Origin of the sequence: Chitinophaga sp. (assembly GCF_035538455.1) — a bacterium.
Lineage (GTDB): Bacteria > Bacteroidota > Bacteroidia > Chitinophagales > Chitinophagaceae > Chitinophaga.
Genome location: NZ_DATLKJ010000025.1, coordinates 13,307 through 38,635 on the forward strand (window position 1 = coordinate 13,307; position 25,329 = coordinate 38,635).

Below are 25,329 nucleotides of genomic sequence, written 5' to 3' on the forward strand. Positions count from 1 at the left end.
GATAAAACGCCGGTATAGGAGGCTGAACTTATTTATAGGCGTTCCGGCCTCCCGCCACATATTGTTCTGCATCTCCGCACATAATTTTCTCACTGCCATAAGGGTATTCCCTTAGCCGCGTGTTGTAATAATATAATTGCATGAGCATACCGTTACTGTCGTTTCCATACAACAACAGCTGCTGATGCTATATTCTGTACTCAACAAAACAAGTTATGATAGCATTCTTCAAAACTGCAGAGCGCACGCATAATTCCTCATCTGTGAACAATTATGTATTTCAACGACACGTATTCGCCTATAAAGCTGTCCCAATGTGGCACCTGGAGAACAAAAAAGTACTTGAACTTGGATGTGGTAATGGTTATGGGATCAAATTACTCGCACCTTATACGCGCCAGTATATCGCTGTGGATAAAACACTACCTGCCGGTGAGCATCTGTCAATACCTCCAAACGCTCTTTATAAGCAGTGTCAGCTGCCGGCACTTCCATTTATCAGAGAGCATTCATTTGATACCGTTATTTGTTTTCAGGTGATAGAACATATAAAAGACGATCACGCATTACTGAAGGAAATTAAAAGAGTACTGAAGCCTGGCGGCACTTTGTTTATGACAACGCCTAACCGCAGATCCTCACTCACCCGCAATCCTTTCCATGTAAGGGAATACCTCCCACAGGAAATAACGGCATTGATGGCGCTGCATTTTGAACAATACGATGTAGAAGGTGTCTATGGCAATGAAACGGTGATGTCCTACTACGAGGAAAATAAGAAAAGTGTTACCGTTATTACACGTTTTGACATTTTCAATCTCCAATACAAATTGCCGGCATGCTTACTGCGCATCCCATATACGTTGATGAATAATCTGAACAGGGTAATAATACACCGGTCAATAACAGATATCAGCGGCAATATCGCAGATGATGATTTTTTTATCCAAACGTTGAATGAAAACTGCCTGGACTATTTCGTAACGGCAGTTAACAGCAGGTATTAATAGTTCACTGCGCCCCGGATTATATACATTCGGCCTATTTTTATCATTGAATAAAAACTGTTGCCCGAAGGTGACCATTGACCCTTATTCTTAACCAAACCCTGTTGTTATGATCCCTCAATTCTACACTCTTCGCAGAATCACCTGGATGATTCTCCTTTTTCTATGCGCGTTATTTCAATATACCACTGCACAGGTATACGCCAACAGCCAGACCAGCGGCGTCACTGGCCTATGCCTGCTCTGCGGTGTTACCGGTGCAGACAATGCAGTGAATAATGCAAGCCTGAACGATTACTCCACCTTCAACATCAGCGTTGGATTACTCGGTGTTACCGTTTATCAGACGCTCATATTTCCCTCAGGTAGTACCGCCGGCTGCGATTCGCTCGTGATTGGTATTGGTAGTGGCAATTCCATCCTCTCTATAAATCTTGTGGGTGGCCTTACAGTACAAACCTTCAACGGTGCTACGCCCAACAATGATGCACACGCAATTGACAGCAGCAACCTCCGGCTCTGGGGAAACAGCCGCGGCGAAATTGCGTTAAAGCCTTCTGCGACTTTCGACCGGGTGAAGATCACTTTATCCAGCAGTCTCGTAGGCTTGCTCAATGCATTCCATCTTTATTATGCGTACCGCAAACCCGCATTGCCGCTGCCCGTGGTCGCAGACAGTGTAATGATCTGTGCAGGCGATACTGTAACTGTCACCGCAGCAGCGGCAGCAGGTGCAACAGTACGCTGGTATAACGCACCAACAGGCGGCACGCTACTCTACACGGGTGCCAATTATAAAGTGAGTCCGGCTGTCACTACCTACTACTACACAGACGCGACACTGAACGGATGTACCAGCCTTCGTAAAAGCACTAAGGTCATCGTGAATCCCAAACCGGCCAATCCGGTTTATACAGTGCCTAATGGCATTTCATGCGGTAACACCAGTATTGCTGTTTCCAATTATACGCCCGGCATTTATTACAAAGTACGCTCGGTATACTCAGGGCTGTTCGGGCAGCTTCTCGATACGTCATACAATGTAACTGGCGCCAATACGGTTATAGTGCCCGATATCAACTATTTCTACAATGCTAATGTCAGTATTCGTATACAGGCCGTAAATATGCTCACAGGCTGCAAATCAGATATTGTACAACAGACACTGGTCTATGGAGGCCATGCCACCTATACAGCTGTCGGGAATAACAACATAACCATATGCAAAGGGGATAGCACTACATTATATGCATTTGTTCACGACGACCCCACCGATGAAATTGCCAATATCCGCTGGTACAATGCTCCAATCGGAGGTACCCTGCTGTATACAGGCAAATACTTTACCGTAAGCCCTTCCGCAACAACCAGCTATTATGCAACAGCGGCCTATCAATGCGAATACCCTGTGCGTACCAGGGCTACGGTAAATGTGCATAAGTTGGATGATCCCGTCTTCACCGTACCGCAGGGCATGGTATGCGGTGACACTAAAATAAAAGTGTTGAATTACCTGCCTGGCATCAGCTATCGTGTAAGGCTTATGTATAGTTCTTTCACCGGTGTGCTGCACGATACGTCCTTCACTACTTCTAATACAGATACCATCTCCACCGCAGGGTATATTCCGCCGATACCAGCACTGGTGGATATTTATATCCAGGCAAGAGATGCATCAACAGGATGCAGGTCCGATACCGTACACCAATTCTTTAATGCAGGCGGCTCCTCTCAGCATCCGTCCGCGGATACTGACAGCCTGGCTATATGCAGGGGCGACAGCGTGACGCTGCATGCATTTGTGCCCGTGTTCACACTTTCCATCATACGTTGGTATGATGCCCCTTCAGGAGGAAATCTGCTGTATACCGGCAATTACTATAAAGTAAGCCCGCAGCAGGCCACGGCGTATTATGCGGCAGCCGGATATGAATGCGAATACCCGGTGCGCACCCGTGTGAAGGTTACCGTTAAAGCTTGCTTTAAACAGGCATACAATCAGGTAGCGCCAGCCACACATATACTGGAGCTGTTCCCCAACCCCAGTTCCGGTGAAGTAAGACTATACACAGATAAACAGCTCTCCGGCAACCTGCTGACCATCAGAAACATCTATGGTGCTGAAGTACAGCGGAGCATATTGCAAGGCAACAAGTTTATACTGACACCACAATTGACCAACGGTATTTACTTTATTGAGATCAGGAAAAATGCGAAAGAAGTATATACAGGAAGAATCGTTTTGAAACGATAATTATTGATGAAAGATGCCGGCACACCCAGACAACGTGTTCCGGCATTTTTCTTCAGGCAGCACACTTGGAAAGTTTAATACCGCTTTGTAATATCGTGCACTAAAATGGTTTGTAATAAGTACAAGGGGTTTTAGTTCTAGTTCATCAGGGATAATGGTGGCGTTCGATAATATGTTTACATTTGATATCCTATTTCTTTTTTCGAAAAGCCAACTTAAAAAAGGAATAGCATTTTAATGAAACCAATTTTACTCGTTACACGAAACCTAATGTTCTATGGCCAGCTTCCTGAAACGCTTATTCACTAAACGGAAAAAAACACTTAGCAAAGGAGAATTGTATGACATTCAGACAGAACAGATTATAAAACAGGTCTGTCACAACAAAAGTAATTGCGTAGATGCAGGATGTAACCGGGGAGATATCCTCGATATTCTGTTAAAGTATGCACCGGATGGCCAGCATTACGCTTTTGAGCCTATTCCGGATTTATATCAGCATCTTTTAAGAAGATTCGATAGTAGAAGAAATTGTAAAATCTACGACATTGCATTGAGCGATAAGGAAGGGACTTCAAGTTTTAACTATGTTATTACCAACCCTGCATATAGTGGATTGATTAAGAGACGGTATGACAGAGAGGGGGAAGAAGACACCCTCATCCAGGTAAATACCAATTTACTCGATAATGTGCTGCCGGAAGATTACCAGGTTGATTTGATAAAAATTGATGTGGAAGGCGGCGAATTACCCCTGTTGCACGGCGCTGTAAACACATTGAAAAAAAATAAGCCGGTAATCGTTTTTGAACATGGTCTTGGCTCATCAGAGCTCTATGGCACCCGCCCTGAGGAACTACACGCATTTCTTGCTGATTGCGGACTGAATACTTTTACGCTAACCAATTGGTTAAATAATCAGTCGCCGTTAACGGTGGAACAATTGGTGGCGCTCTTCAATTCCAATGATGAATACTACTTCGTTGCTGATGCACGTAACTAAGGAGTCACCGGAAATTTTTACCTGAAAGGTGGCATTAGCCACCTTTTAATTTTATATCCATTGTCCTTTTACAGGGGACAGATCTTCATCATCATCTCCATCATTTCCTCCCGGACCATTTTCTCTGCACCCCGCTCCAGATGGCTGGTGCGACATCTCCATGTTTCATAGCCGCCGCGTTCCATCTCATGTGCCGGAGGCACATAGCCGGTGTATCCGTTTGCGAGTCCGATAGTAAAGTAGTGATCGGTAGGATTATTGTACTTCAGCCACAATCCGGTTTCAGCAAAAAACTCGCCTCCCAGCCCACCTATAATACCATCGCCTATACGAATCACCTGCAAAGGGAATAATATTTCATCAGGGTATTCGTATAATAACACCTGCTCACGGGCATAAATCAGTCGCAGGCCACAGGCATCCGGCTGCAGATTACTGTAATCAGTTGTTGCCGCCAGTTGCTTCGCGGTGTGCAACTCTGTAGAAGAAGGCTTGCGTACAAACATGGGCAATTCCCGGTAATCCGCTGCCAGCAGTGGTGCGGCATCCCAGGTAAGCGATTTCAGCGAAAGGGCCACTTTGGCGGCAAGGTCATTGCCAATCAGCTCACTCTTCACAAAATTACCGGAAGGATACCGCTGCGGTGCCATAAAATCCCAGATGTTAGCATCTCCACTGGTGCCGTTGCTGAGTATCCCTACAAAATCATTTCCTGCATTGAGCCGGCCCCGGATAGCGCTGGCGAATACGCCAAAATAATCAGCCGTAATCGTTCCCGGTTCACTGTCGCCAACATAGTGCATGGAATAATTCCCCAGAAGGGCGATCCATTTATTATCCGTCCCTTTAATAGCCAGGTAGCTCAGCTCAGGATCTGTAGCGCCAGCCCGGGATATGATCTTATCCTCATCACCAAGAGGGTTGGTCTTTACGCCGTCTGCACCACCGTTGACAGGATTGGTAGCGATATACTCTTCGCGCATAGTGTAACGGCGGCATACCACATGCTCAGGGGCATGTACTTTTCCCAGAGCAATCCTGGCCGGACGTAAATTGCGCTTAGCCATAACAGCCGCAGCCACAATCAACTCCGGCAAACGGCTCCTATAGCTGGTATCAGTGGTACCGAGGAAAATATCGGTTACCGAGCCGGAGAAATGTGTATGCGTGCTGGCGATCATAATATGACCGGTTGGAATGCCTGTTGCTTCACTAACAGCCATCCTTACTTCATCCAATAGGTCTTTGGGCATAGCACAGATGTCTGCCACTACAATGACTACAAGTGTAGTCCCCTGCTGCATTACAATAGCCTTTGCATAAAGTGGATCATGTATCGTCTGTGCGATATGGCATACGAAATCACCATTGATGAGTGTACCGGTTGCAGGCGTGATGTCTGTCTGAGCTGCACCGGCGAGGAAAGACAGGTTATCCATAGAGGGTGATTTATGTAGTTATCTGAATGCCCGTCGTATGACACGTAGCCAGTTTTGATGAAAGATATTATCAATATCTTCCTCGCTGTAACCTCTGCCGGAGAGTAGGGATTCAAACTGCTGCAGATCTGCGATAGATTGCAGATCCCAGGGAGCCTGTTCAGTACCGAAAATACCGTCAAGGTCACTGCCGATGGCAATATGGCGACTACTCCCGGTAAGCTGGCAAATATGGTCCCAGTGATCAGCGAGGTGAGACAACTTTATATCAAGCTGCCACGGATCAGAAACAGTGTCAATGAAGCGGATGTCAAGCGCCCAGCAGTCGAGCATCCCGCCGATTACAGCGTCTCTTTCTGCAAGCCGTCTGATCTGGTCATCTGTGAGCTGCCGTTGCGTGGGCACCAGCTTGCGCACGTTGTGGTGACTGGCCCATACAGGACCCTCATACAGATCCATTGCCTGATCAAAGCCTTCATCTGTGAGATGTGTAACATCGAGAATGATGTTCAGTTGGCCCATTTCCCGGAGCAATTCCTTACCGGCTGCCGTGAGTGGGCCAGCCATTTTTGTACCGGGTGCATATCTTCCCGGTCCGAAATGCGAAAGCCCCAATGCCCGTAATCCATATGCATGTGCCTTATGCAGATAAGAGATGTTGACCAGCGAGTCTGCGCCTTCCAGGCTCAAAATATATCCGATGGCTTTCTCTTCATCGGGAATGTCATTGTTGTTCCACAATGCGAGATGAGTATCCAGTGTAGCTGTATCTGTTATCTGCACCATTTCTCCCAGCGTTTCCATTTCGCGGTACCAGGCCAGCTGCGCCTGCGTCATGGCCCATGCCTGCTGCGGTGAATGCCATCCGGGAAGCGGGCTTCCGGATGGTGTCACACGCGCCAGCTGCGTAGCCACAACCAGGCCGATCCTGCCCTTCCTCAACTCGGGCAGGCACACAGTTCCGCGGCCACGGTCCGGTTTATCTTTCATGTGCATCTCACGCTGACGGATACCCGCAAGTGGTTGTGTAAGATCGCGGTTCCATTCTATCGCATTCATCGCCAGATCGAGATGCGCGTCTATCATAAATCTCCTGCTCATCATTTTAAGGCTGCTTCGCTTACTATACTGAAAGGGTACTTCTCCATGAGGTAATGTATACGCCGGCTGAAGTCCGTAAACAATTGGCGCCATGCTTCCGCCTCTCCTGCTTCATACTTATAAAATCCGCTGCCATTGCTCATTCCCCGGCCTCCATCTTTCAATATCTGTCTGAAAAAAGATGGCAGCCGTTTCTGGTTGGATAGCTCGCCGTTCAGGTCTTTCATCACCATACCATAGGCATATACACCCATAAGGTCCATATAACGGAAATTACCGGCGAAAGGCAGGTAATAGCCGGCATCGTTGCGGCATGCCCTGTCAATGTCCTCTACGGTAGCGTAGCCATTCTCCACAAGATAACATGCTTCCCTTGCCAGTGCTGCCAGCAGTCTCGCACGGATACCAGTATCACCACAGATCAGGTAAGGATCTTTTTTCCAGTACTCACGTGCCAGATCATACATACCCGATGCGATACCGTCGCTGTTGTGATGATTGACGATCAGTTCCAGGAAGAAAGTGGTGTCCGCGGGTAGCGACCAGTTAGCACCGATAATACGTGCAGGTTGTCTGGCACCCTGCTGCAGCGTGCTCAATGGAATGCTTTCTGTATTAATGGCAATCACAGCATCTTCCGTTATGTTATATTCCAACAGTCTTATCAGGTGCTGTTTTTCCTCCACATCTTCGGAGCTAACAGCAATGGCCAAACGATGATCGGGTAAGTAACTGAGCGTCCGGGTCAGTTCCAGCCGGTCATCTGCAATGCTGGTGGCAGCGTGTATAACCGCCGCTGCCTTGCCTGTGTCTTTGGTAAAGAGTGTCACATTATGCCCGGCCTGCAACAAGCAGCTGCAAATACTGAAAGCAAGCGCATCACTGCCTGTCACGAGAACCGGAGTTGTATGGTAATGGTGGACAAAACGTTCCATGTTCAGATTTTAGACGTTAGGAATTAGTATCCAGGCTAACGGCATAAAACTAATAGCTGGCAGCTAACATTACATACTGCCCATTACCGCCGCCGCGGTATGAACAGCATGGTCAATATCTTCTTCCGTGTGGGCGGCACTGATGTACCACAGCCCCCTGCCGATAACGCGTATGCCGCGGTCATGCATCCCTGCTATAAAGCGGCCCAGCTTTGCTTTATCAAAGGAGAGCACATCGCGGTAATCAGTCGCTTTTTTCATGTCGGTAAAGGCTATATGAAACATAGGGCCAGGACCCTGTAACAATACATGATGGCCAGTTTGCACGGCTGCGCGTTGCAGGCCATCCATCAATCTGCGGCCGTGAGCGAACATGCGCTCATACGGTTGTTCCTCTTCCAGCACTTGTATCGTGGCAAGCGCCGCTGCTACAGTAGCGTTGCTGGTGTTCATTGTACCGGCATGAATCACGCGCGCGTTTGCGATCACATCCATCCATTCTTTTCTACCTACAATAGCACTGATAGGATAGCCACTCGCAAAGGCTTTGGCGAAAACCGCAAGATCGGGCGTAATGCCAAAATACTGCTGGGCGCCACCGAGCGAAAGGCGGAAACCAGTAATCACTTCATCGAAAATGAGCGCAATACCATAGTCGTCACATAACTGCCTCAACGTCTGCAGAAAACCTGCTTCCGGCTGTATACAGCCACTGTTACACATCACTGGTTCAGTGATCACCGCGGCAATTTCATGATGCCGTACTGCAAGCGTCTGTTTCAGCAGTTCGGGATCGTTCCAGGGCAGTATGATAAATTCATCCTTTGAATGTTCCGGTAGCCCTTCCGTCCACGGATATACCGAGGGTTCTTCTCTATTACCGAGTGCTTCTGCAGAAGGCGCGGAGATACCCCAGCATACATTGTCCATCCACCCATGATAGTGGCCTTCAAAGCGCAGGAACTTCTGCCTGCCGGTCTTGGCGCGGGCCACGCGAAAAGCCGTCTGTACAGCTTCTGAGCCATCCAGGCAAAAACGCAGCAGTTCCGCTGATGGGATAAGGCGATTTAAGGTTTCAGCCAGCTCTATCTCTTTAATATGTTGCCCGGCAAAGAGCTGCGCCTGTGCGGAATATTCCTGTACAGCCTCCAACACCCGCGGATGCGAATGCCCCAGTATGAGCGGTCCCTGGCTGAGCGTGAAATCGAGATACTCATTCCCATCAGCATCATACACACGGCTTCCTTTGCCATGCGTATAAAATATTGCATGCGGATGGTTATACTTTCTGAACTCAGATGACACCCCACCTGCCAATACTTTCTTTGCCCTTTCCAGCAGCGTGGCGGATTGTGTATATTGAATGGATGACATAAGCGGATAACAGGTTTATATAGTTTTCAGCCTGCGGCTGAATGAAAGTTCTTTCCAGTGATGAATACGATATCCCCATGCTGCAAAGCAGAACAGAATGGCATAACATGGCAATAATAGTAATACGCTATGCTGCGGGCGCAGCGGATTAAGATCTATCAGCCGGCCAAACAACAGCGGAATAGTTGCTCCGCCGGAAACAGCCATGATCAGCAATGCAGATCCCGGCTTGGTATATCTCCCCAGTTGTCTTACAGATAATCCCCAGATAGTCCCCCACAACAAGGCCGTGGAAAGACCGGTAAGAATCACGCAGAACGCAGATACCCAGCCATCCGTAAACCACGCTGCAATGCTCATGGTAATGCCCCATACCGCGCACAACATCAGTGCATGCTGCTGCTTCAGATATCGGGGTATCAGTACAGCGCCCGATGCATAACTGATCAGTGATGCATACAAGGTATATTCCGTAAAATGCCGGGCCTGTGTTAAAGGGATACCCAGTGATTTACCATACAATATCACGCCATCGATAGCAATCACCTCACAGCCGCTGGCCACAAACAATGCAATCACACCAAACACAAGATAAGGGTACTGCAACACGCCTGTTTTGTCTTCAGCGCTCATGCGCAGGTCTTCATCGGATTGTTCGTTTACTTCCGGTAGTTTTGAAAACGCGATCATCACTGCGAGTAGCAGCAACACCGATGCAATGATGACATACGGCGGTACTATCCGCATGGCATAGGCATTTAATATCTGCTCCCGTTGCACCTCCCCGGCGCTGCTGATACTGCTGATAATAGTATCCGCGTTGAAGAAGAAAACAGCGCCGAGTATACGCTGGCTCATAATTCCTGCCGTTTTATTCGCGATACCCATGAAGCTGATACGCTGTGCAGTACTCTCTGCCGGGCCAATAATCGCAACATAGGGATTAGCGGCGGTTTGCAGCAATGCCAGCCCCGTACCGGTAACAAAAAGGCCGGTAAGAAACAGACCGTAAGTGCGTGTCCATGCTGCCGGCAGGAATAATAATGCACCGATCACCATCACACACAAACCGGTGACCATGCCTTTCCGGTATCCCGTAAACTTCAATATCCATGCGGATGGCAGCGCCATCACAAAGTAAGCGATATAAGCAGCGAAGGCCACCCACAGCGACTGGAAGTTGCTGAGCTGTAGGCATATCTTGAAATATGGTATCAGGATACCGTTCAGCCAGGTAAGAAATCCAAAAACGAAAAACAGAATGCCGATGATAATCATCGGATACGTGGAAGACCTGTTCATTTATTGTTTTTTTAGAACATCGGCAGGATAATCAGCAGCCAGCCTGTTTATATCCTGTGTAAACGCAGCAAAGGCAGCCGGCCATTGCGTAGCATCATCATCTGTATAGGTATAAAGTCCATTCTTATCCTGCACCCCCCTGGCCTGCTCCTCCGCCATCCGCTGCATCACTACGGGCACAGCGTGGCTGTTAGAGAGGAAAGGGAAAATATTCTCAAAGGCAGTGGCAAAGTCCTTTATTCCCAGCAGATCCATTCTCCTGAAAATCCCCATCAGCGTCATCCAGGAACCGGCATCATAACGGAAAGCTTTATCTGCATCTTCCATCGTGGCCTGCCCGGTTTCCACAAGATGAAACGCTTCACGGTATACAGCATACATCAGTCGGTTGGTGATAAATCCTCGTATATCTTTTTTCAGTAGCGTAGGTTCCTTACCCCATCGTTGGGCAAGCTGATATACCCACTGCGCGGTATTCATATCGGTATGTTTGCCACAGGTAATTTCGAGAAAGCGTGTAGCATGGGCTGGCTCCGCCCAATGTACGCCCAGAAAGCGTTCCGGGCGGTCGATGTGTTCCTGTAGCTCGCTGATCGGGATGGCAGAAGTATTACTGGCTATAACCACATCAGGACCTACCGCAGCTGTTATATATCCATACACCTTTGTCTTGATCTCAATCTTTTCGATCACACACTCCTGCACGAAGCAGCAATCGTGTAATTTATGATAGTCTTCCGTCACCGTCAGCATTGACAGATAGTGCTCCACAGAAGCATGCAGCAGCCCCGCGTCTTCGCAGTGCAGCAGCTGATCATGGATACGGGATGGCGCGGCCAGCCAGTCTGCACGCTGTGGTGCGACGGCCTTAACACGATGTCCGGCAGCCAGCAGCGCTACCGCTATGCTGCTGCCCATGAGGCCGAGGCCAACTACGCCTGCTGTAATGTTTTCCGGTTCCGGATGTTGTTTCATACAGGTTACTGAGGAAGCTTTACAATACAATCGATCTCTACTTTGATGCCTTCCGCCAGCACAGACTGCACAGTCGTGCGCGCAGGCCTGATGTCCTGAAAGAACGTCGCGTACACTTTGTTATAAGCGTCAAAATCTTTGATATCAGCCAGGTGTGCGGTACACTTCACTACGTGGTCCATCGTTGCGCCGGCAGCTTCGACAATAGTCTTGATATTGTTCAGCGTGAGGCGGGTTTCTTCTTCTATGGTGCCTGGTACAAATTTTGAATTTTTAAAATCAACGGCAGCCTGTCCGCTTACAAAAAGAAAACCACCGGCAATAACGCCATCTGAATAAGCGCCTGTTTCAAAATGCTGATCACGGTCAGGGTGCACGATCTTTTTTTTATCCATTCAAGATATTTTGATGATTGAAAAAGAAATATTTTTTGACAGCGATGATCACCGTACAAGCAAGGTGAATAACGTTGTAACATCACTCTAAAGCGCGTCGGGCTACTGTGAAACAATAATACAGTAGTTTTTAATAGCTTAGCTTTATCAGGGGCATAAAAAACTATGCAACCGTTGCCGAAAACGGTTGTTCGAGAAAACTACTCTAATTCTATCGGAAGGATTTGATCGCTGTTTACTGTATGGCCGTATCCGGAACGGCTATCGTGAAAAACCATTCTATCAGAAAGGCTTTGGTTATTATCTATTGTATCACTGTTAGCACTAAAACATCCCTCTCATGACCAGTGACAACATTGCTTCTGTAAGAAGCAATCCTGCCGTTCCCTCATCACATGAGGCCGGTATCGTATTGGGCTATTGGACGCCCGGCGATGGCGGAGGCGGCGACTTTTTCTGGGATGATATCGCTACCGACGCTGACAACGGCGGTACCGTGATCAGACCCAACATCATTCCTCCGGCAAGCCCGGGACGATGGAAGCGCATTATCAATGAACTGACCAATGTCAAGTGGTTTGGCGCCAAAGGCGACAACGTAAATGATGACACCACCAGCCTACAGGCTGCTATTACGTTTGCGAGCCAGAAAGGTACCAATTGTTTCGTTCCTCCAGGAGTTTACATCACTACAAAGCCGATCATTCTCTGGGGCTCCAATGCCCTCGCCACCAAAGGCGGCGTCACCCTGATCGGTGCATCCAAAACGGATACGATCATCCGTAAGAAAACACATACCGTCTATGGCGCAGCCAACTGGCCCGTAGCTTCCCACGCCAACCTGCTGGGTAATATAGACGCTGTTATTATCACCGAAAGAATCGCACCTACCGGCAGCGACGGCGCCTACAACTGGGGACTCAACCATATCCAGCTGGATTCTTCGCTGCCAGGCATGCATCCGCTTTTTCCCACTTCCCGCGACCGCGTGGAATGGGGACTATACACTTATCAGGGCGTGGGCATTAATATTTCCAACGTCTCTATTACCGCAGACAAATGCATCTATCAACGAACAGTATATGTAAGCCTTTACGACGGTATGTACCTGAACGCATACCGCTACGGCTTTTACATGGACGGCAGCTGCACCTCCGTGAACATCAGATCCAGCTTTGTAGTGGGCATACTGGACAGTAACAACGGTATCGCATGGCAGCTGAAAGGCAGGTACACCAGCTGCAACAACCTCGCCGCAGATGGCAACAAAGGAACTGTGTACCGCTTCCTCGACTGGACCGGCTCTGTAAACGGGCTGGGGTCCGAAAGCCGTGAAGCAAATGTTATCTTCGATTTCGATGGTTCACAGACAACGATCAGCGGACTCGTTATCTCAAGACCGTTCAATCCGGATGCCATTATTTTCAGAATCACCAGAAGTAAAATCAAAGTACAATCCGCACAGTTCTCCTGGACCACAGCCTTCGTGTCAGGGCTTCCCCCGGAAGAATGGGCGCTGCCGCGAAACTGGCTCTACCAGGTCACCCCATCCGGCGGCTCTCTTGATCTGAGTAATATTCACATCGTGTTTTTCAGTCCCAGCGGCGGCGGCAATACCGACAACATCAATTATTTCAAGACACCTACTGACAGAACCCGCAATAACAACTTCAACATCAAAATTGAAAATATAGGTAACTCTGTCAACAACAACAATCAGGGCATGCTCAATTTCAAATCCGGTGAGATCATGCCTTACCTGGGCCGCGACAACAGGGCCATACCTTTCAGCAAGCTCTATCAGGATGTCAACTACTTCACCAAGGCACTATACCTCGACGCAGACGGCAGTCCCATTAAAGGAAAATATGGCGACTACAGTGCCATCGAAGCTCCGGAAGTGGGTGATGTTTTCTTTGAAAATAAGCCGATGCAAAATGGCGCCTTTGCCTGGATATGTGCCGTAAAAGGTTCAACAGTAGGTAATTCCGCATACTGCAAAGTGCCTATAATCATGGGCGGGCTTACCGCAGACAGACCAGGAACCAACCTCGTAGCCGGACAACAATACTATAACTCCGAAAGCAGCAAACTGGAAGTATTCGACGGCGCCGCGTGGAACGACATCAGCCCTGTAGACAAACAAGGCTACACCAAACTGGTACAGTACGTGAACATATGCCTATGGCTGGTGATTTTGCTGTATATACTGGTGGGTATCCTGTTTGTACTCGTGTCTATATAATTAATTGTCTTCTTCAGCATGTATAACATATACGGCTGAACGAATTTAAAATGTTTCACAGACCCGTGCTTCCTTCATACAGCAATATCCGGGGCGGATGTTCTTAGGTACACGGGTCTGTTTTTTTAACTTATTGTCAGCAGGAAATCAAGTAATGCAAAAAATGATTACCTTCCTTTATCAGAAAATATATTTGTAATCCTTTATGCTGAAACACCTCGAAACACTGGATACACAACTGTCTGCACTACGCCCCTCCTATTATTCGCAACTGGCGCCTGCACTTACCGGAGATGCAATACAGGCGCTGGAAAAAAAATACGCTACTACGCTTCCTTCAGACGTAAGACAGTTATACCTGTGGAAAAACGGACAGCAGCCCAACTGTTACGAAGCCTTCGTCAATAATTCCTTGTTTGTGTCACTGGAAGAGATGCTGGACACTGCACAGGAACTTACGTCCATGATCGGCAGCGATTTCGATGTAGACAACTGGTGGAACGCCGGCTGGCTCCCCCTGTTCCACAACGGCGGCGGCAGCCGCATCTGCTACGACATGAACGGTATATTCACCGCCCGCAAAGGGCAGCTGATAGAATACTGGAATGCTGACAGCGACAGGAACGTGATCAGTCCCGATCTTGACACCTTCCTGGCTTCACTGAGCCAGTACTACGCTACTACCCCGCCTGAAGCATTTGATGAGTTCTTTATCATTGATCCGCCCCAGGGGTTTCCTGAAAGATTCATTGCAGGATGATCACGCAGTAACAGATATATAATAACCATCAGGATCTCTCAGCGAAAATTCATCGCGTCCTGAATTTTGGTTAATATGCGGGGCTTCTTCCACAATAGCTTTCAGCTGCTGCGCATGTACCCATGCTTTTTCAAAGTCGCTCACCCGGAAGAACAGAATAAGCCCGTTACCAGGCGTTAATGAAGAATTGGTCATTGTAGGATGACCATGCTCACCCCACTTATGCAGGCATAGCACCACGGTGCCGTCATTATCAGTAAGTATCTCAAAGGTACTGCCACCGTGGCTGCTACGGCAACCCAGCAGCTGCTGATACCAGTGGGAGCTCTGCTCTACATCTTTTACAGCAATGATGATTTCAGGTCTTATCATGAATTAATCTTTATCAGCAGCTATCAGTAGAAAGATGGGCCGCCGGCTTTCGTCTTTCATTTCCGGGTAACGTGCCAGCACTTCCGGAGAAGGCCCCGGCTCCTCAATCCTGCGGATTGTAAACCCGGCATCGATGATAGCATTAATCCAGGTAGATAAAGTACGGTGATATTTGATCACATCACTACCAAGAAAGCGCGTGTTGCGCAGTCCCTCCTCCTGATAATGATCCAGTGGCCAGTGCAACCGGTTCCCGGTGGTATCGTAGTACCAGTCCTGCTCAGCACGTGCAGTGAACACCGGATGCTCCACAGATATTACAAATGTGCCGCCGGATTTCAGACAATGATACACCTTGCGGCACACCACATCAAAACGCTCTACGTAATGCAGGGCCAGTGAACTGAATACCACGTCAAATTCACTACTACTGAAATCAATGTCTTCAATAGCCATCCGGCAATACTCGATAGCGGCATCGGAAGTGGCAGCCCTGGCGCGTTGCAGCATTTTTTCAGACAGATCCACTCCAGTTACACGACCAGCTCCCTGTTCACGCGCATAGCGGCAATGCCAGCCAAAGCCACAGCCAAGATCCAGAACAGTTTTACCTTCCAGCACAGGCAACATAGCGCGTAATATGCTCCACTCGCCCGCAGCATGCAGTCCGTCCACAGAACGCGGCATTTTACTGTAAGTATAGAAAAATGCGGGATCATCGTATTTATTCTCTTTCATAACAATCAAATTTACATCATCCTTTTATCGTCAGGCTACAGGCCTTAATGATACCAGTTGCATTTCCTTCTCCTTGCCCCTTAACCTGATAGAACCCAGCTTTTGCGTCACATAACGGCTGTCCGGATGGATGGATGCTATCAGGTCAGCCGAAGCTATCACTTCTTCATTGAGTTCTTTACACATACTTTGTATGCGTGAAGTAGTATTGAGTACATCCCCGGAATAGGTAATGTCTCTTTTGATGATACCCACCTCTCCTGCTACTACCTGGCCGCAATGCAAACCTGCTTTGAAAGATGGCACTGTGCCGTATTGCTTCAGGTATTTATCTTTCAGCCCTTCGATATGCAGTTTGATATCAAAAAAACACTTCACGCATTTACTGCCGGCAATACCATCATCATATTTCCAGGCAATCACCACTTCATCGCCTACATATTGATATATTTCCCCGTGATTGTTGAGAATGGGATTGGTGATGTCTGTAAAGAAGTCTTTCAGCATCTCATGATATTTTTTATCACCCAGTTTCTCTGCCAGCGTAGTCGAGGCGTTCAGGTCCAGAAACATAAAGATGCGGCGTTCTTCCCTTGGCGTATTATACTTGCCGGTGATAATATTCCAGAAATTACCCTGCCCAAATTTATTGTTCACCTGCACCAGCAGCTGGGTAACGCCCACAACTACCGCCCATACAAGTCCGTTCTTCTGCAATCTGGCCGTATCTGGGTTACCAAGTGCCCGCAGGATGAGATTAATGAGCAGGATAATGACGATGAAAGAAACAGTAACGGCGAAAATCGTATAGCCGTAAGATTTATCCCGGAACCTGACGTTCACATAGAAAATGAGGAAACTCCCTCCCAGCAAGGCGCCGAATAGCCCCATTCCCATATTCACCGCAATGGAAAGCAGCAGCGAATAACCCGGTGCCGGACCGGCAGAATTGTTGGTATGCAATACCAGGTAATCATACACCGCAATCAGAAAGCCGATAATCATCCAGGAAATAATGATCATCCACAACTGACGAAGCTGAATCTGTACCATGCACAACGATTTATTTGGTTTGTTTGATTGTCCTGACCAATGTTTGATGAATATTTCCGCTATCCCCCTGTGTTTTCACCCTCCACATCACTGACACCATAAAAATCATAAAAATCCTGATCATATCATGGGCTTTATTCCAAAAAATTCGAGTATCTTAATAACAAACTATTACAAAAGCACTGTAAGGCATTTATCCACGGCAATCTAATTATATGAAGCGATTATTTGACTTCGCCGAAGCACAGGCCACCAAACGTCCGGACGGCGTTATGATGGCCTCCAAAGTGAACGGCACATGGCGTACCCTGAGTTACAAGGATGTATTACAACAATCAAAAGAACTGGCAGCCGGTATTTTACAGTTAGGTATTCAGAATACAGAACTGACACCGGAAAAACAGGAAAAGATTGCACTGGTATCTCAAAGCAAACCTGAATGGGTGATCACTGATCTCGCAGTTCAACAGACCGGCGGCATACTCACCCCTATTTACCCTACTATCAGCCCTACCGAATTCGCCGCTATCCTCAACGAGGCGGAAGTACGCATTATCTTCTTCTCCAGCAATGACCTGTACCAGCGCTTCCAGCCTGCATTCAGGGACATCCCGACACTAAAACACATATTTACTTTTGACGAGGTGCCCGGCGCAGAAAACTGGAAGTCGCTCAAAGCCACGCCGGAAGGGGAAGAGAAAAGAAATGAAGTGTGCACACGCATACAGGAGGATACGATCTCCACTATCATCTATACCTCCGGTACCACCGGTGCGCCCAAAGGTGTGATGCTCACCCATCGTAATATCGTGAGTAATGTGTTAGACTGCATGCCCATATTCCACTTTGCCCGTGAAGGCGACCGGAGCCTGAGCTTTCTGCCGCTCAATCACATCTTCGAAAAAATGCTCACTTACTTATATATTAATGCCGGCGTCGCCATCTACTATGCCGAAAGCATGGACACAATCGGCGACAACCTCCGCGAAGTAAAGCCGATGGTCTTTACCTGCGTACCACGACTGCTGGAAAAGGTATATGAAAGGATCATGGCCAAAGGCCTGGAGCTGAAAGGTATCAAACGCGCCCTCTTCTTCTGGGCAGTAGACCTGGGGAAGCGTTACGACAACGTCAACGATGGCGGCTTCTTCTACAAACTACAATTAGCCATCGCCAATAAACTTATTTTCAATAAATGGCGCGAAGCCCTGGGAGGTCGCATAGAAGCCATCGTCAGTGGATCAGCACCTCTGCAGGAAAAGCTGATCCGGATCTTCACCGCCGCCCGGATCACCATCATGGAAGGTTACGGTCTGACCGAAACCTCCCCGGTGATCTCCGTGAACCGCCTCGATAGCCAGGACCGCCGCATTGGCACCGTAGGCCCCATTATTAAGGATGTAGAAGTGAACCTCGCTGAAGACGGCGAAATCCTCGTCCGTGGCTCCAACATCATGGTCGGCTATTATAAAAAGCCAGCCGAAACCGCCGAAGTGCTTACTCCCGACGGCTGGTTCCATACCGGCGACATCGGCGCCTGGATCGACGATCGTTTTCTGAAGATCACCGACCGTAAAAAAGAAGTGTTTAAAACCTCCGGCGGTAAATACGTTGCGCCACAAGCCATCGAAAATAAAATGCGCGAAAGCCCTTACATAGAACAGATGATGGTAGTTGGCCCCGGCCGGAAATTTGTTGCTGCCCTCATCGTTCCCAACTTCGCACAGATAAGGAGCCGCGTCTCCGGCCTCCCCGCTGACAACAAAGAGCTGATTAAAGATCCTGCTGTCATCAAACTGATACAGGAGCAGGTCGACAAATACAATCCACTCTTCGGTCATGTGGAACAGGTAAAAAAGTTCACCCTGCTATCCACCGAATGGACCATAGATAATGGTGTTCTGACACCTAAGCTATCACTCAGAAGAAAAGTGGTGGAACAACAATTCAGCAAAGAGATCGAAGCGATGTACGAATAAACAGCGATTGGATTGATGTATATGATGATGAGGGAATTATTATCGACTCCTCTCTCATCATCATATAAGTCAATCTACTCACCGTCCAGCGCTGCTATCAGTTTCTTTCCATATTCCAATAGCTTCTTCTCATTAAAACCTGCATACCCCAGTATCAGCGCAGGTTTCGTCTTCTGCTCATGCGCATACAATGAAAGAGCGATACACCGTATGCCTGCCCTGTTCAGGCGGCCTGCTATCTGTCGGTCGTCAGCGCCATCCTGCAACCAGCCAATAAGATGCATACCACTGTCCTGTTTCTCTGCCCGGATAAGTCCCTTACCGTATTTCTGTAAAAGCGCTATCAGGTAGTCCTGTCTTTTCTTATAAAGCACCCGCATCTTCCGCAGGTGTATAGTGAAATAACCGCCAGAGATAAATTCGTGCAGAATCGCCTGGTCAGTGATCGCATTCTGCCTGTCAAGAAATGCCTTACCTTTCGCAAAAATCGCTGCCATAGGCACATCCGGCAATACCATATATCCAATACGCAAGCCAGGGAAGATCACTTTACTGAATGTTCCCAGGTAAATCACCTTCCCATGCGTATCCAGTCCCTGTAAAGCCGGAATAGGCTTCTTGCTGTAACGCAATTCACTGTCGTAATCATCTTCAATGATCCACATATCTTTCTTACCGGCCCATTTTAGTAACCGCAACCGCATGGACACCGGCATAGTACCACCCAACGGAAACTGGTGCGAGGGTGTAACGAATGCCATACCAGCATCAGGGTGGTATTTCATAGCATAGTCGAGATCAATACCCTCACTGGTAACCGGCACATAACAAGGCGCTGCCCCCATTTCCATGAAAGCAGCTTTGGCGTTACCATAGCCAGGATCTTCCATCCAGAACTTCATTTTCTTTTTTATGAGCAGTCTCGCAATCAGATCAAGGCATTGCTGGGTACCGTTGGTAATCACTATCTGCTCCGGCTCACAGTGGAGCGCCCGGTTGGTGCGCAGATAAGTAGCGATCACTTCACGTAGCGGGTAGTAACCCTGCGCATCGTCATAACCAAGATTGAGAAACTCGAAGCCGCGGAACACCTTGCCCGCACAGCGTATCCACGTTTTATAGGGAAAGCTGTCCAACGCAGGTAACGCATACTCAAATGGCTTTGAAGTGCCTTTGTGCGTTTCTTTGGTGATAATCTCTTCCGGTAACGGATAGCTGAATCCAGGCGTAGGCACCTCAGGGCGAGGCGCTGCCTTTACCGGCTGCGGCAGGCTGTTCAGTGTACCTATATGCTCCGAAATAAAACTTCCCGAACCAACGGCGCCGGTGATATAGCCTTCCAGCTCCAGCTGCTCATAAGCCAACAGTACAATATTCCTGGATACGCCTATCTCTTTTGCCAGGTTGCGTGAGGAAGGCAACCGCTGTCCGGCACGCAGCTGGCCATTGAGGATACATTGCTGCAATCCGCTGTACAGCTGCATATAGGCAGGCTCCTTCAGTTTCCTGTTGATATGCAGACCAGGAATAACAATATCATGTGATGATTTGGGCATAATAATGGCACCACAAAAATATGCATAAATGGTTCAATTTAGAAACCATTTACTTTATACCTTCACATTACACTTTTAATTAACCGGAATAAGAAAAAGAAAAAGCAAGACCATGTACTTTACACAGGAAGAGATCAGGAGATTCAGGGAGGATACGCCCGGTGCCGAAAACCGTATCCATCTGAACAATGCAGGAGCCGGCCTGATGCCCCGGCAGGTAGCCGCTGCAATCAATGATCATATACAGCTGGAAACCATGATTGGCGGTTACGAAGCAGCTGATAAACAAAAGGAGGCCATCGGCAGGTTTTATACATCAGCGGCCACACTGTTCAATTGCAAGCCTGGTGAAATTGCCTTCACAGCCAACGCCACCGACTCGTTCGACAGAGCCATCTCCTCCATTCCCTTTGAAAAGGGTGATGTGATCCTCACTACCAACGAAGACTATACATCGAACCAGATCACCTACCTGGCGTTTGCCAAGCGCTTCGGCATACAGGTGGTAAGGGTTGCCAGCCTGCCTTCCGGCGGTGTAGACCTTAACCACTTTGAAGAATGTCTGAAACAATACAAGCCACGGCTGGCTGCTATTACACATATCCCTACCAGCTCCGGGCTGATACAACCAGTGAACGAAATCGGGCGGCTATGCAGGCAATATAACACATTGTACCTCCTGGATGCATGCCAGTCTGTTGGACAGCTCCCGCTGGACGTGAAAGAAATCCAATGCGATTTTATGAGCGTCACCTCGCGCAAGTTTCTGCGTGGACCAAGAGGCGCCGGCTTCCTGTACGTGGCGGAACATGTGCTCCAGGCAGGTTACGAGCCACTGTTCATAGACATGCGCGGGGCAGACTGGATTGCGGAAAACCAGTACCAGCCAAAGCCGGACGCCACCCGATTCGAAGACTGGGAATTCGCGTATGCGTTAGTACTAGGTACAGGCGCGGCTATAGATTACTTGTTGCAGCTGGATCAGCACAAAGTGGAGCGGCAGGTAAAGTACCTTTCGGCCTATCTTCGCACAGGTTTGCAGACCATACCCGGTGTCACTACGCACGACAAAGGGCAGGAACCGGGTGGACTGGTTACGTTTCACATACAGGGCAAAGAGCCTAATGCAGTAAAGAAAGAATTGGCAGACAGGAATATCAATGCCGTTACCAGCCACCGGAATTTTTCTGTGATAGATTTTACTGAAAAGAAAATAGACTGGGCGATACGCGTGTCACCTCATTACTACAATACCATCGGAGAACTGGATGCCTGCGTAGAGGCAGTGAAAGAGATTGCAGGGTAGCTCGCAGGCTCGCTTCTTTCTCGCAAAGAAGCGAGCCCCGCGAGCTCAATAATAATACGCTATTCCCAGCTTGTTAAGATCGTTGACGATAGCGGGAGTGTTCTCCACATAAATCCTGAAATCAGATTTATGCCGGTAGTTGCTCTCCCCTTCAAAATTCGGAACATGCTCCCACTGGGCGGCTACATCATTGAGTATTTGCAGGAAAATCTCCTTGCGTTCCGGGGCTTCATCTGCCAGCAACAATTTGTAGTTGATAATGATAATGGAGAAATTATTATCCTCCAGCCAGTTCAGGTCGTTCAGCATTTCTTCGAGTGAATCGAAGTTATAGTTGAAATAGTCCGGAAATCTGAACTGCAAGGCGATTCCACTGAATAGATCATTCAGGTTCCGGTGATTTCTGCCATCGAATTTCACTACAATGGAGTCAGTGTTGCTGACGCCTGCCTCTTTGTCAAACAAATAAAACCCGTTCATATCTTTTATATCAGAAGTCTTCAAATGATGCATAATGATCGCTGGTATAGTAGCGGCTGCCATCGCTTCCCAGCACAATCCTTTCCGGACCGCGGTTAACACCCTGTACATATTTGTTCACATCATACTCTTTGTACGTGATGCGAACGCCGCGGGAATCATACTTAGGCAACAGCCCCTCCCGGTTTTGGAATGTAGTACCGCCAACATAGCCGGGAGGCGGCGTTCCATAGTCAGCCACATACCCTGCCACATAGTAGGCTTTCTGTGGTACAGTGACGGCAACATTTTTACCAACAACGTGATAACCTGAATTGTTTAACGCAGCGGAAGCGCTACCGGTTCCAAACAAAAGGGTTAAACAAGCGAACAAGTTTAGCAATAATCTCATGGATTTTCATTTTTGAAGTGAACAATTATGATTAACAAATAAAAAATGACTCCAGGATAACAGCACTCTTCCTACATACGGGGAAACTCTCCACCTTCTATGGAAAGCGGGTTAAGTCTATACTCTCAACAAAAGCGATGATCTAAAATAATGAGAATAATAATTGAAACTTTCGCGTTTCGAGGAATTAAAGATTAATTCATTTTGGGAAAGGCAGACATATGCAAAGACCGGCATACCAGCGCCTCTGCTGCATTTCAGCAAGTGAGGCGCGTCAGCCGGTTACTTATTTTGCTTTGGGTTTGATCAGGGGGGATGGATGACAAAGGCCGAAGTGATAAATACAGGTCCCGGATTTCCTTTTGTTGCACCTTGCTGCATAGTCGGTACTGCCATTAAGTTGTTGCGCAACGATGGTGGAATGACTATGCATAAAACCGGTTCGCGTAGCCGCGGATGGGCGTATCCCGCCGGAACCTGCTGTTATTGTTTGCTACAGATGAACTTCCTTCATAAAATATGTTCCCACCAAAGCACCGCCGTCTTTATCACGACATAAAAACGGGCGGGTGCTCCGGCAGAAACATCGTTTGTGCATCATGAATGCTGCAGGAAACTTTTGCAATCTGTAGCCGGGCAAGTTCCACCATTACCTGAACTACTGGTCACATTGTTAAAATTTTAAGCAAAAAACAAATTACGAAACAGCGCTCTCCACCACGCTATTTCAAGAACTCCATTGGGTCCTGTGGCAATTTTTTACAAAAAATAATTACTGCAAACATCCAGATTCTTTATGATCATTAATTAATCAGTCAATACAGTTCCCACTCCTTCCTCCTTTGCTTTCTCGTAGAAATATACGGCTGTGGCAATATCAAAAACGGCCATTCCCATTGGATTAAACATGACTACATCGTCGGCGCCTGCATTCTCCAGCTTACGGTCGCAGACGAGGTCAACAAGTGAAAGCGTATCTTCCTTCTTCAATCCTTTGGTTTTGTGCATCACTTCTATATCAGTATTCTCCCTGCATACTTCATCCCAGTCGTCAACAATAATATGGCTGGCATGTGTGATAAAATCGGGAGTATAATCTCTCAGCGAAACATTCAGCTGCAGGGAACCTTTCTTGGGCGCCCTGTTCACATAAGGTTGGCTGGATACAGTACAGGTCACAAAAATATCTGCGTTATCAAATGCTTCTTCCCAGGTACCAACAATATTCACTTTACTTCTCAGCGCCTCAGGGATGAGAGTGGTATCTGGTGTGCGCAGGTCATAGATATTGACCTGTTTCAGCCTGTCCCCAAGCAGCGAAGTAATCATGCTCAGGTGCTGCTGGCCGATAGGGCCGAAACCGATGATACCTGCAATAATATCCTGTTTGTCTTCCGAAAGCTGTTCTTTTATCACCAGGCCCGTAACGGCAGCTGTACGCACAGCGCTGATATGACTGGTATTGATGATGCAGGCGGGCACGCCGGTATCAGCTTCGTTCAGGATAGTCACTGAGTTGGCGCGCGGAATATCTTTGTTGATATTCCCCGGAAAGCTGGCAATCCATTTAATACCTGAGAAATCCACTTTCCCTCCAACAAATGCCGGCATGGCAATAATGCGGTTGGTAAGATTGCGATATCTGAGATACGGCTTGATAGGCTGCGCGAAATCGCCGCTCTTCAATGTAAAAACGGTATCCCTGATCTTTTCAATCACATCATCCCAGCTGGTGTTAATACGCAGCAAATCAGATTTGCTTAAATAATACATACGCTTTTATTTTCTATGCTTTACAGTTGTAAAATTTCCCGGGAAATATTTATCCGTGCTTGGCTGAAGTTATCTTGCTGCCGATGCGGCCAGTAGGGGCAAACTGGCTTTCTTTCTTAACGCCGGAACAGGCCGGCACTGCTTCAGTGAGATAGCATCTGACAACAAGCCTATGGCTTGCCTGACTATCGATTCTTTTCAGGGCGGACAGCATATACTTCAGTTTTTCATTAAATCAATACATGAAGGAAACCGCTTTACCAATAGATAATTGCAGCATCACTCCGGGTTTCGTTTGCATAAGGATAATTAACATCTACTACCTTCGGATTTCATTTACGCCTATTAACCATCAGTGTGAATCAGTTTTCGTGACAGTAAATCTCAAAAATTGACACACAGTATTTATTTATCTCCAATTGATATACTTTCCCTGTTAAGCTGGCAGCAATAAAACACACATCACCCTGCCAGGCTATGAACAATCATTCACCAGAAAGAGATAATTACACCGGTCCCAAAACACGCAACTGCAGTGCATAGAAAGCCTGGCATTTCACCAATGGACATTCATTTTTGGTGCGTGTGGTACAGTTAAGTTGGTCTGACAGTTTAAGGGGCTAGGCACAACTACCTCATCCTGATAGTTGATGTAAATGTGTTATTACGCAATATATGCGTAATATGCATCGACAGTAGCCTTATTATGAACTCGTAAACACTATGGGAACGGCAAAATGCACTTATTTAAATAGGGTCAAAGTAAACACAGCTGCGGTGGAAACAACTTTATTTGCCATTTATTTCTTATGAATACTCTCTTAGTCGTGACAGAAAAGTATTGCATGATCAAAATAAAAGTATAATTCCGAAATAACAAAAACTCTTATT

22 protein-coding genes are annotated in these 25,329 nt (G+C 47.6%); 7 read left to right on the plus strand and 15 right to left on the minus strand.

Going from position 1 to position 25,329, the window contains the following annotated elements; all coding sequences use genetic code 11:
- The first annotated feature begins 215 nt into the window (after positions 1-215).
- The 3 genes from VM802_RS02445 (at position 216) to VM802_RS02455 (ending at position 4,264) form a co-directional block, all read left to right on the plus strand.
- Positions 216-1,007 carry a class I SAM-dependent methyltransferase gene (locus tag VM802_RS02445; protein WP_325527604.1) on the plus strand — a complete coding sequence of 264 codons (792 nt, stop codon included), beginning with the start codon at positions 216-218 and terminating at the stop codon, positions 1,005-1,007.
- A 109-nt stretch (positions 1,008-1,116) separates the two neighbouring features.
- Positions 1,117-3,261, plus strand: a complete 2,145-nt coding sequence (locus tag VM802_RS02450; RefSeq protein WP_325527606.1) for an Ig-like domain-containing protein — start codon at positions 1,117-1,119, stop codon at positions 3,259-3,261.
- 277 nt (positions 3,262-3,538) lie between these two features.
- Positions 3,539-4,264, plus strand: coding sequence for an FkbM family methyltransferase (locus VM802_RS02455; RefSeq protein ID WP_325527608.1), 726 nt, complete (start codon positions 3,539-3,541; stop codon positions 4,262-4,264).
- A gap of 68 nt (positions 4,265-4,332) precedes the next feature.
- On the opposite strand, the gene VM802_RS02460 is transcribed toward VM802_RS02455, so the two are convergent.
- The 7 genes from VM802_RS02460 to VM802_RS02490 all read right to left on the minus strand — a co-directional run bounded on the left by VM802_RS02460 (position 4,333) and on the right by VM802_RS02490 (position 11,785).
- Positions 4,333-5,703, minus strand: a complete 1,371-nt coding sequence (locus tag VM802_RS02460; protein ID WP_325527610.1) for a hypothetical protein — start codon at positions 5,701-5,703, stop codon at positions 4,333-4,335.
- 18 nt (positions 5,704-5,721) lie between these two features.
- Positions 5,722-6,807: a dipeptidase gene (locus VM802_RS02465; protein ID WP_325527612.1), complete on the minus strand. Its 1,086-nt coding sequence runs from the start codon at positions 6,805-6,807 to the stop codon at positions 5,722-5,724.
- Positions 6,804-7,739, minus strand: a complete 936-nt coding sequence (locus VM802_RS02470) for a 3-hydroxyacyl-CoA dehydrogenase family protein (RefSeq protein WP_325527614.1) — start codon at positions 7,737-7,739, stop codon at positions 6,804-6,806. The genes VM802_RS02465 and VM802_RS02470 overlap by 4 nt, the downstream gene beginning before the upstream one ends.
- Before the next feature lie 69 nt (positions 7,740-7,808).
- Positions 7,809-9,113: an aspartate aminotransferase family protein gene (locus VM802_RS02475; RefSeq protein WP_325527616.1), complete on the minus strand. Its 1,305-nt coding sequence runs from the start codon at positions 9,111-9,113 to the stop codon at positions 7,809-7,811.
- Positions 9,114-9,128: 15 nt separating this feature from the next.
- Positions 9,129-10,415, minus strand: coding sequence for a sugar MFS transporter (locus VM802_RS02480; RefSeq protein ID WP_325527618.1), 1,287 nt, complete (start codon positions 10,413-10,415; stop codon positions 9,129-9,131).
- Positions 10,416-11,390 carry a 3-hydroxyacyl-CoA dehydrogenase family protein gene (locus VM802_RS02485; protein WP_325527620.1) on the minus strand — a complete coding sequence of 325 codons (975 nt, stop codon included), beginning with the start codon at positions 11,388-11,390 and terminating at the stop codon, positions 10,416-10,418.
- Positions 11,391-11,395: 5 nt separating this feature from the next.
- A complete protein-coding gene (locus VM802_RS02490; RefSeq protein ID WP_325527622.1) occupies positions 11,396-11,785 on the minus strand; it encodes a RidA family protein in 390 nt (129 codons plus the stop codon).
- Positions 11,786-12,125: 340 nt separating this feature from the next.
- Here VM802_RS02490 and VM802_RS02495 point away from each other — a divergent pair, with 340 nt between their 5' ends.
- Both VM802_RS02495 and VM802_RS02500 read left to right on the plus strand, forming a co-directional pair.
- Positions 12,126-14,030, plus strand: a complete 1,905-nt coding sequence (locus tag VM802_RS02495) for a glycosyl hydrolase family 28-related protein (RefSeq protein WP_325527624.1) — start codon at positions 12,126-12,128, stop codon at positions 14,028-14,030.
- Between the two features lie 205 nt (positions 14,031-14,235).
- Positions 14,236-14,790 (plus strand): SMI1/KNR4 family protein, encoded by a 555-nt coding sequence (locus VM802_RS02500; protein ID WP_325527626.1) that lies wholly within the window; start codon positions 14,236-14,238, stop codon positions 14,788-14,790.
- On the opposite strand, the gene VM802_RS02505 is transcribed toward VM802_RS02500, so the two are convergent.
- From VM802_RS02505 to VM802_RS02515, 3 genes are read right to left on the minus strand one after another with little or no spacing between them, the layout of a single operon-like run.
- Positions 14,791-15,162 (minus strand): VOC family protein, encoded by a 372-nt coding sequence (locus VM802_RS02505; RefSeq protein ID WP_325527628.1) that lies wholly within the window; start codon positions 15,160-15,162, stop codon positions 14,791-14,793.
- A gap of 3 nt (positions 15,163-15,165) precedes the next feature.
- Entirely contained in the window at positions 15,166-15,900 is a 735-nt protein-coding gene (locus VM802_RS02510; protein ID WP_325527630.1) for a class I SAM-dependent methyltransferase, read from the minus strand.
- A 30-nt stretch (positions 15,901-15,930) separates the two neighbouring features.
- On the minus strand, positions 15,931-16,953 hold the full coding sequence (locus VM802_RS02515; protein WP_325527632.1) for an adenylate/guanylate cyclase domain-containing protein: 1,023 nt from the start codon (positions 16,951-16,953) through the stop codon (positions 15,931-15,933).
- Positions 16,954-17,168: 215 nt separating this feature from the next.
- Between VM802_RS02515 and VM802_RS02520 the strand changes: the two genes are divergently transcribed.
- Complete coding sequence (locus tag VM802_RS02520; protein WP_325527634.1) at positions 17,169-18,932, plus strand: AMP-dependent synthetase/ligase; 1,764 nt, start codon at positions 17,169-17,171, stop codon at positions 18,930-18,932.
- A gap of 74 nt (positions 18,933-19,006) precedes the next feature.
- Here VM802_RS02520 and pdxR read toward each other — a convergent pair whose 3' ends face one another.
- Positions 19,007-20,488: a MocR-like pyridoxine biosynthesis transcription factor PdxR gene (pdxR, locus tag VM802_RS02525; protein ID WP_325527636.1), complete on the minus strand. Its 1,482-nt coding sequence runs from the start codon at positions 20,486-20,488 to the stop codon at positions 19,007-19,009.
- A 112-nt stretch (positions 20,489-20,600) separates the two neighbouring features.
- On the opposite strand from pdxR, the gene VM802_RS02530 reads away from it, so the two are divergent.
- The gene (locus VM802_RS02530) at positions 20,601-21,794 is read left to right on the plus strand and encodes an aminotransferase class V-fold PLP-dependent enzyme (protein ID WP_325527638.1); all 1,194 of its coding nucleotides are present in this window, start codon (positions 20,601-20,603) and stop codon (positions 21,792-21,794) included.
- A gap of 45 nt (positions 21,795-21,839) precedes the next feature.
- On the opposite strand, the gene VM802_RS02535 is transcribed toward VM802_RS02530, so the two are convergent.
- The 4 genes from VM802_RS02535 to VM802_RS02550 all read right to left on the minus strand — a co-directional run bounded on the left by VM802_RS02535 (position 21,840) and on the right by VM802_RS02550 (position 24,652).
- Positions 21,840-22,307 (minus strand): barstar family protein, encoded by a 468-nt coding sequence (locus VM802_RS02535; protein ID WP_325527640.1) that lies wholly within the window; start codon positions 22,305-22,307, stop codon positions 21,840-21,842.
- The gene (locus tag VM802_RS02540) at positions 22,285-22,665 is read right to left on the minus strand and encodes a guanyl-specific ribonuclease (protein WP_325527643.1); all 381 of its coding nucleotides are present in this window, start codon (positions 22,663-22,665) and stop codon (positions 22,285-22,287) included. Before VM802_RS02540 ends, VM802_RS02535 begins: the two co-directional genes overlap by 23 nt.
- 807 nt (positions 22,666-23,472) lie before the next feature.
- Complete coding sequence (gene sbnB, locus VM802_RS02545) at positions 23,473-24,438, minus strand: 2,3-diaminopropionate biosynthesis protein SbnB (RefSeq protein ID WP_325527645.1); 966 nt, start codon at positions 24,436-24,438, stop codon at positions 23,473-23,475.
- A 49-nt stretch (positions 24,439-24,487) separates the two neighbouring features.
- Complete coding sequence (locus VM802_RS02550) at positions 24,488-24,652, minus strand: hypothetical protein (protein ID WP_325527647.1); 165 nt, start codon at positions 24,650-24,652, stop codon at positions 24,488-24,490.
- Between the last annotated feature and the right edge of the window lie 677 nt (positions 24,653-25,329).

Coding starts and splice junctions, on each gene's coding strand:
- VM802_RS02445 (WP_325527604.1), top strand. CDS start 216: ATGATAGCATTCTTCAAAACTGCAGAGCGCACGCATAATTCCTCATCT.
- VM802_RS02450 (WP_325527606.1), top strand. CDS start 1,117: ATGATCCCTCAATTCTACACTCTTCGCAGAATCACCTGGATGATTCTC.
- VM802_RS02455 (WP_325527608.1), top strand. CDS start 3,539: ATGGCCAGCTTCCTGAAACGCTTATTCACTAAACGGAAAAAAACACTT.
- VM802_RS02460 (WP_325527610.1), bottom strand. CDS start 5,703: ATGGATAACCTGTCTTTCCTCGCCGGTGCAGCTCAGACAGACATCACG.
- VM802_RS02465 (WP_325527612.1), bottom strand. CDS start 6,807: ATGATGAGCAGGAGATTTATGATAGACGCGCATCTCGATCTGGCGATG.
- VM802_RS02470 (WP_325527614.1), bottom strand. CDS start 7,739: ATGGAACGTTTTGTCCACCATTACCATACAACTCCGGTTCTCGTGACA.
- VM802_RS02475 (WP_325527616.1), bottom strand. CDS start 9,113: ATGTCATCCATTCAATATACACAATCCGCCACGCTGCTGGAAAGGGCA.
- VM802_RS02480 (WP_325527618.1), bottom strand. CDS start 10,415: ATGAACAGGTCTTCCACGTATCCGATGATTATCATCGGCATTCTGTTT.
- VM802_RS02485 (WP_325527620.1), bottom strand. CDS start 11,390: ATGAAACAACATCCGGAACCGGAAAACATTACAGCAGGCGTAGTTGGC.
- VM802_RS02490 (WP_325527622.1), bottom strand. CDS start 11,785: ATGGATAAAAAAAAGATCGTGCACCCTGACCGTGATCAGCATTTTGAA.
- VM802_RS02495 (WP_325527624.1), top strand. CDS start 12,126: ATGACCAGTGACAACATTGCTTCTGTAAGAAGCAATCCTGCCGTTCCC.
- VM802_RS02500 (WP_325527626.1), top strand. CDS start 14,236: ATGCTGAAACACCTCGAAACACTGGATACACAACTGTCTGCACTACGC.
- VM802_RS02505 (WP_325527628.1), bottom strand. CDS start 15,162: ATGATAAGACCTGAAATCATCATTGCTGTAAAAGATGTAGAGCAGAGC.
- VM802_RS02510 (WP_325527630.1), bottom strand. CDS start 15,900: ATGAAAGAGAATAAATACGATGATCCCGCATTTTTCTATACTTACAGT.
- VM802_RS02515 (WP_325527632.1), bottom strand. CDS start 16,953: ATGGTACAGATTCAGCTTCGTCAGTTGTGGATGATCATTATTTCCTGG.
- VM802_RS02520 (WP_325527634.1), top strand. CDS start 17,169: ATGAAGCGATTATTTGACTTCGCCGAAGCACAGGCCACCAAACGTCCG.
- pdxR (WP_325527636.1), bottom strand. CDS start 20,488: ATGCCCAAATCATCACATGATATTGTTATTCCTGGTCTGCATATCAAC.
- VM802_RS02530 (WP_325527638.1), top strand. CDS start 20,601: ATGTACTTTACACAGGAAGAGATCAGGAGATTCAGGGAGGATACGCCC.
- VM802_RS02535 (WP_325527640.1), bottom strand. CDS start 22,307: ATGCATCATTTGAAGACTTCTGATATAAAAGATATGAACGGGTTTTAT.
- VM802_RS02540 (WP_325527643.1), bottom strand. CDS start 22,665: ATGAGATTATTGCTAAACTTGTTCGCTTGTTTAACCCTTTTGTTTGGA.
- sbnB (WP_325527645.1), bottom strand. CDS start 24,438: ATGTATTATTTAAGCAAATCTGATTTGCTGCGTATTAACACCAGCTGG.
- VM802_RS02550 (WP_325527647.1), bottom strand. CDS start 24,652: ATGCTGTCCGCCCTGAAAAGAATCGATAGTCAGGCAAGCCATAGGCTT.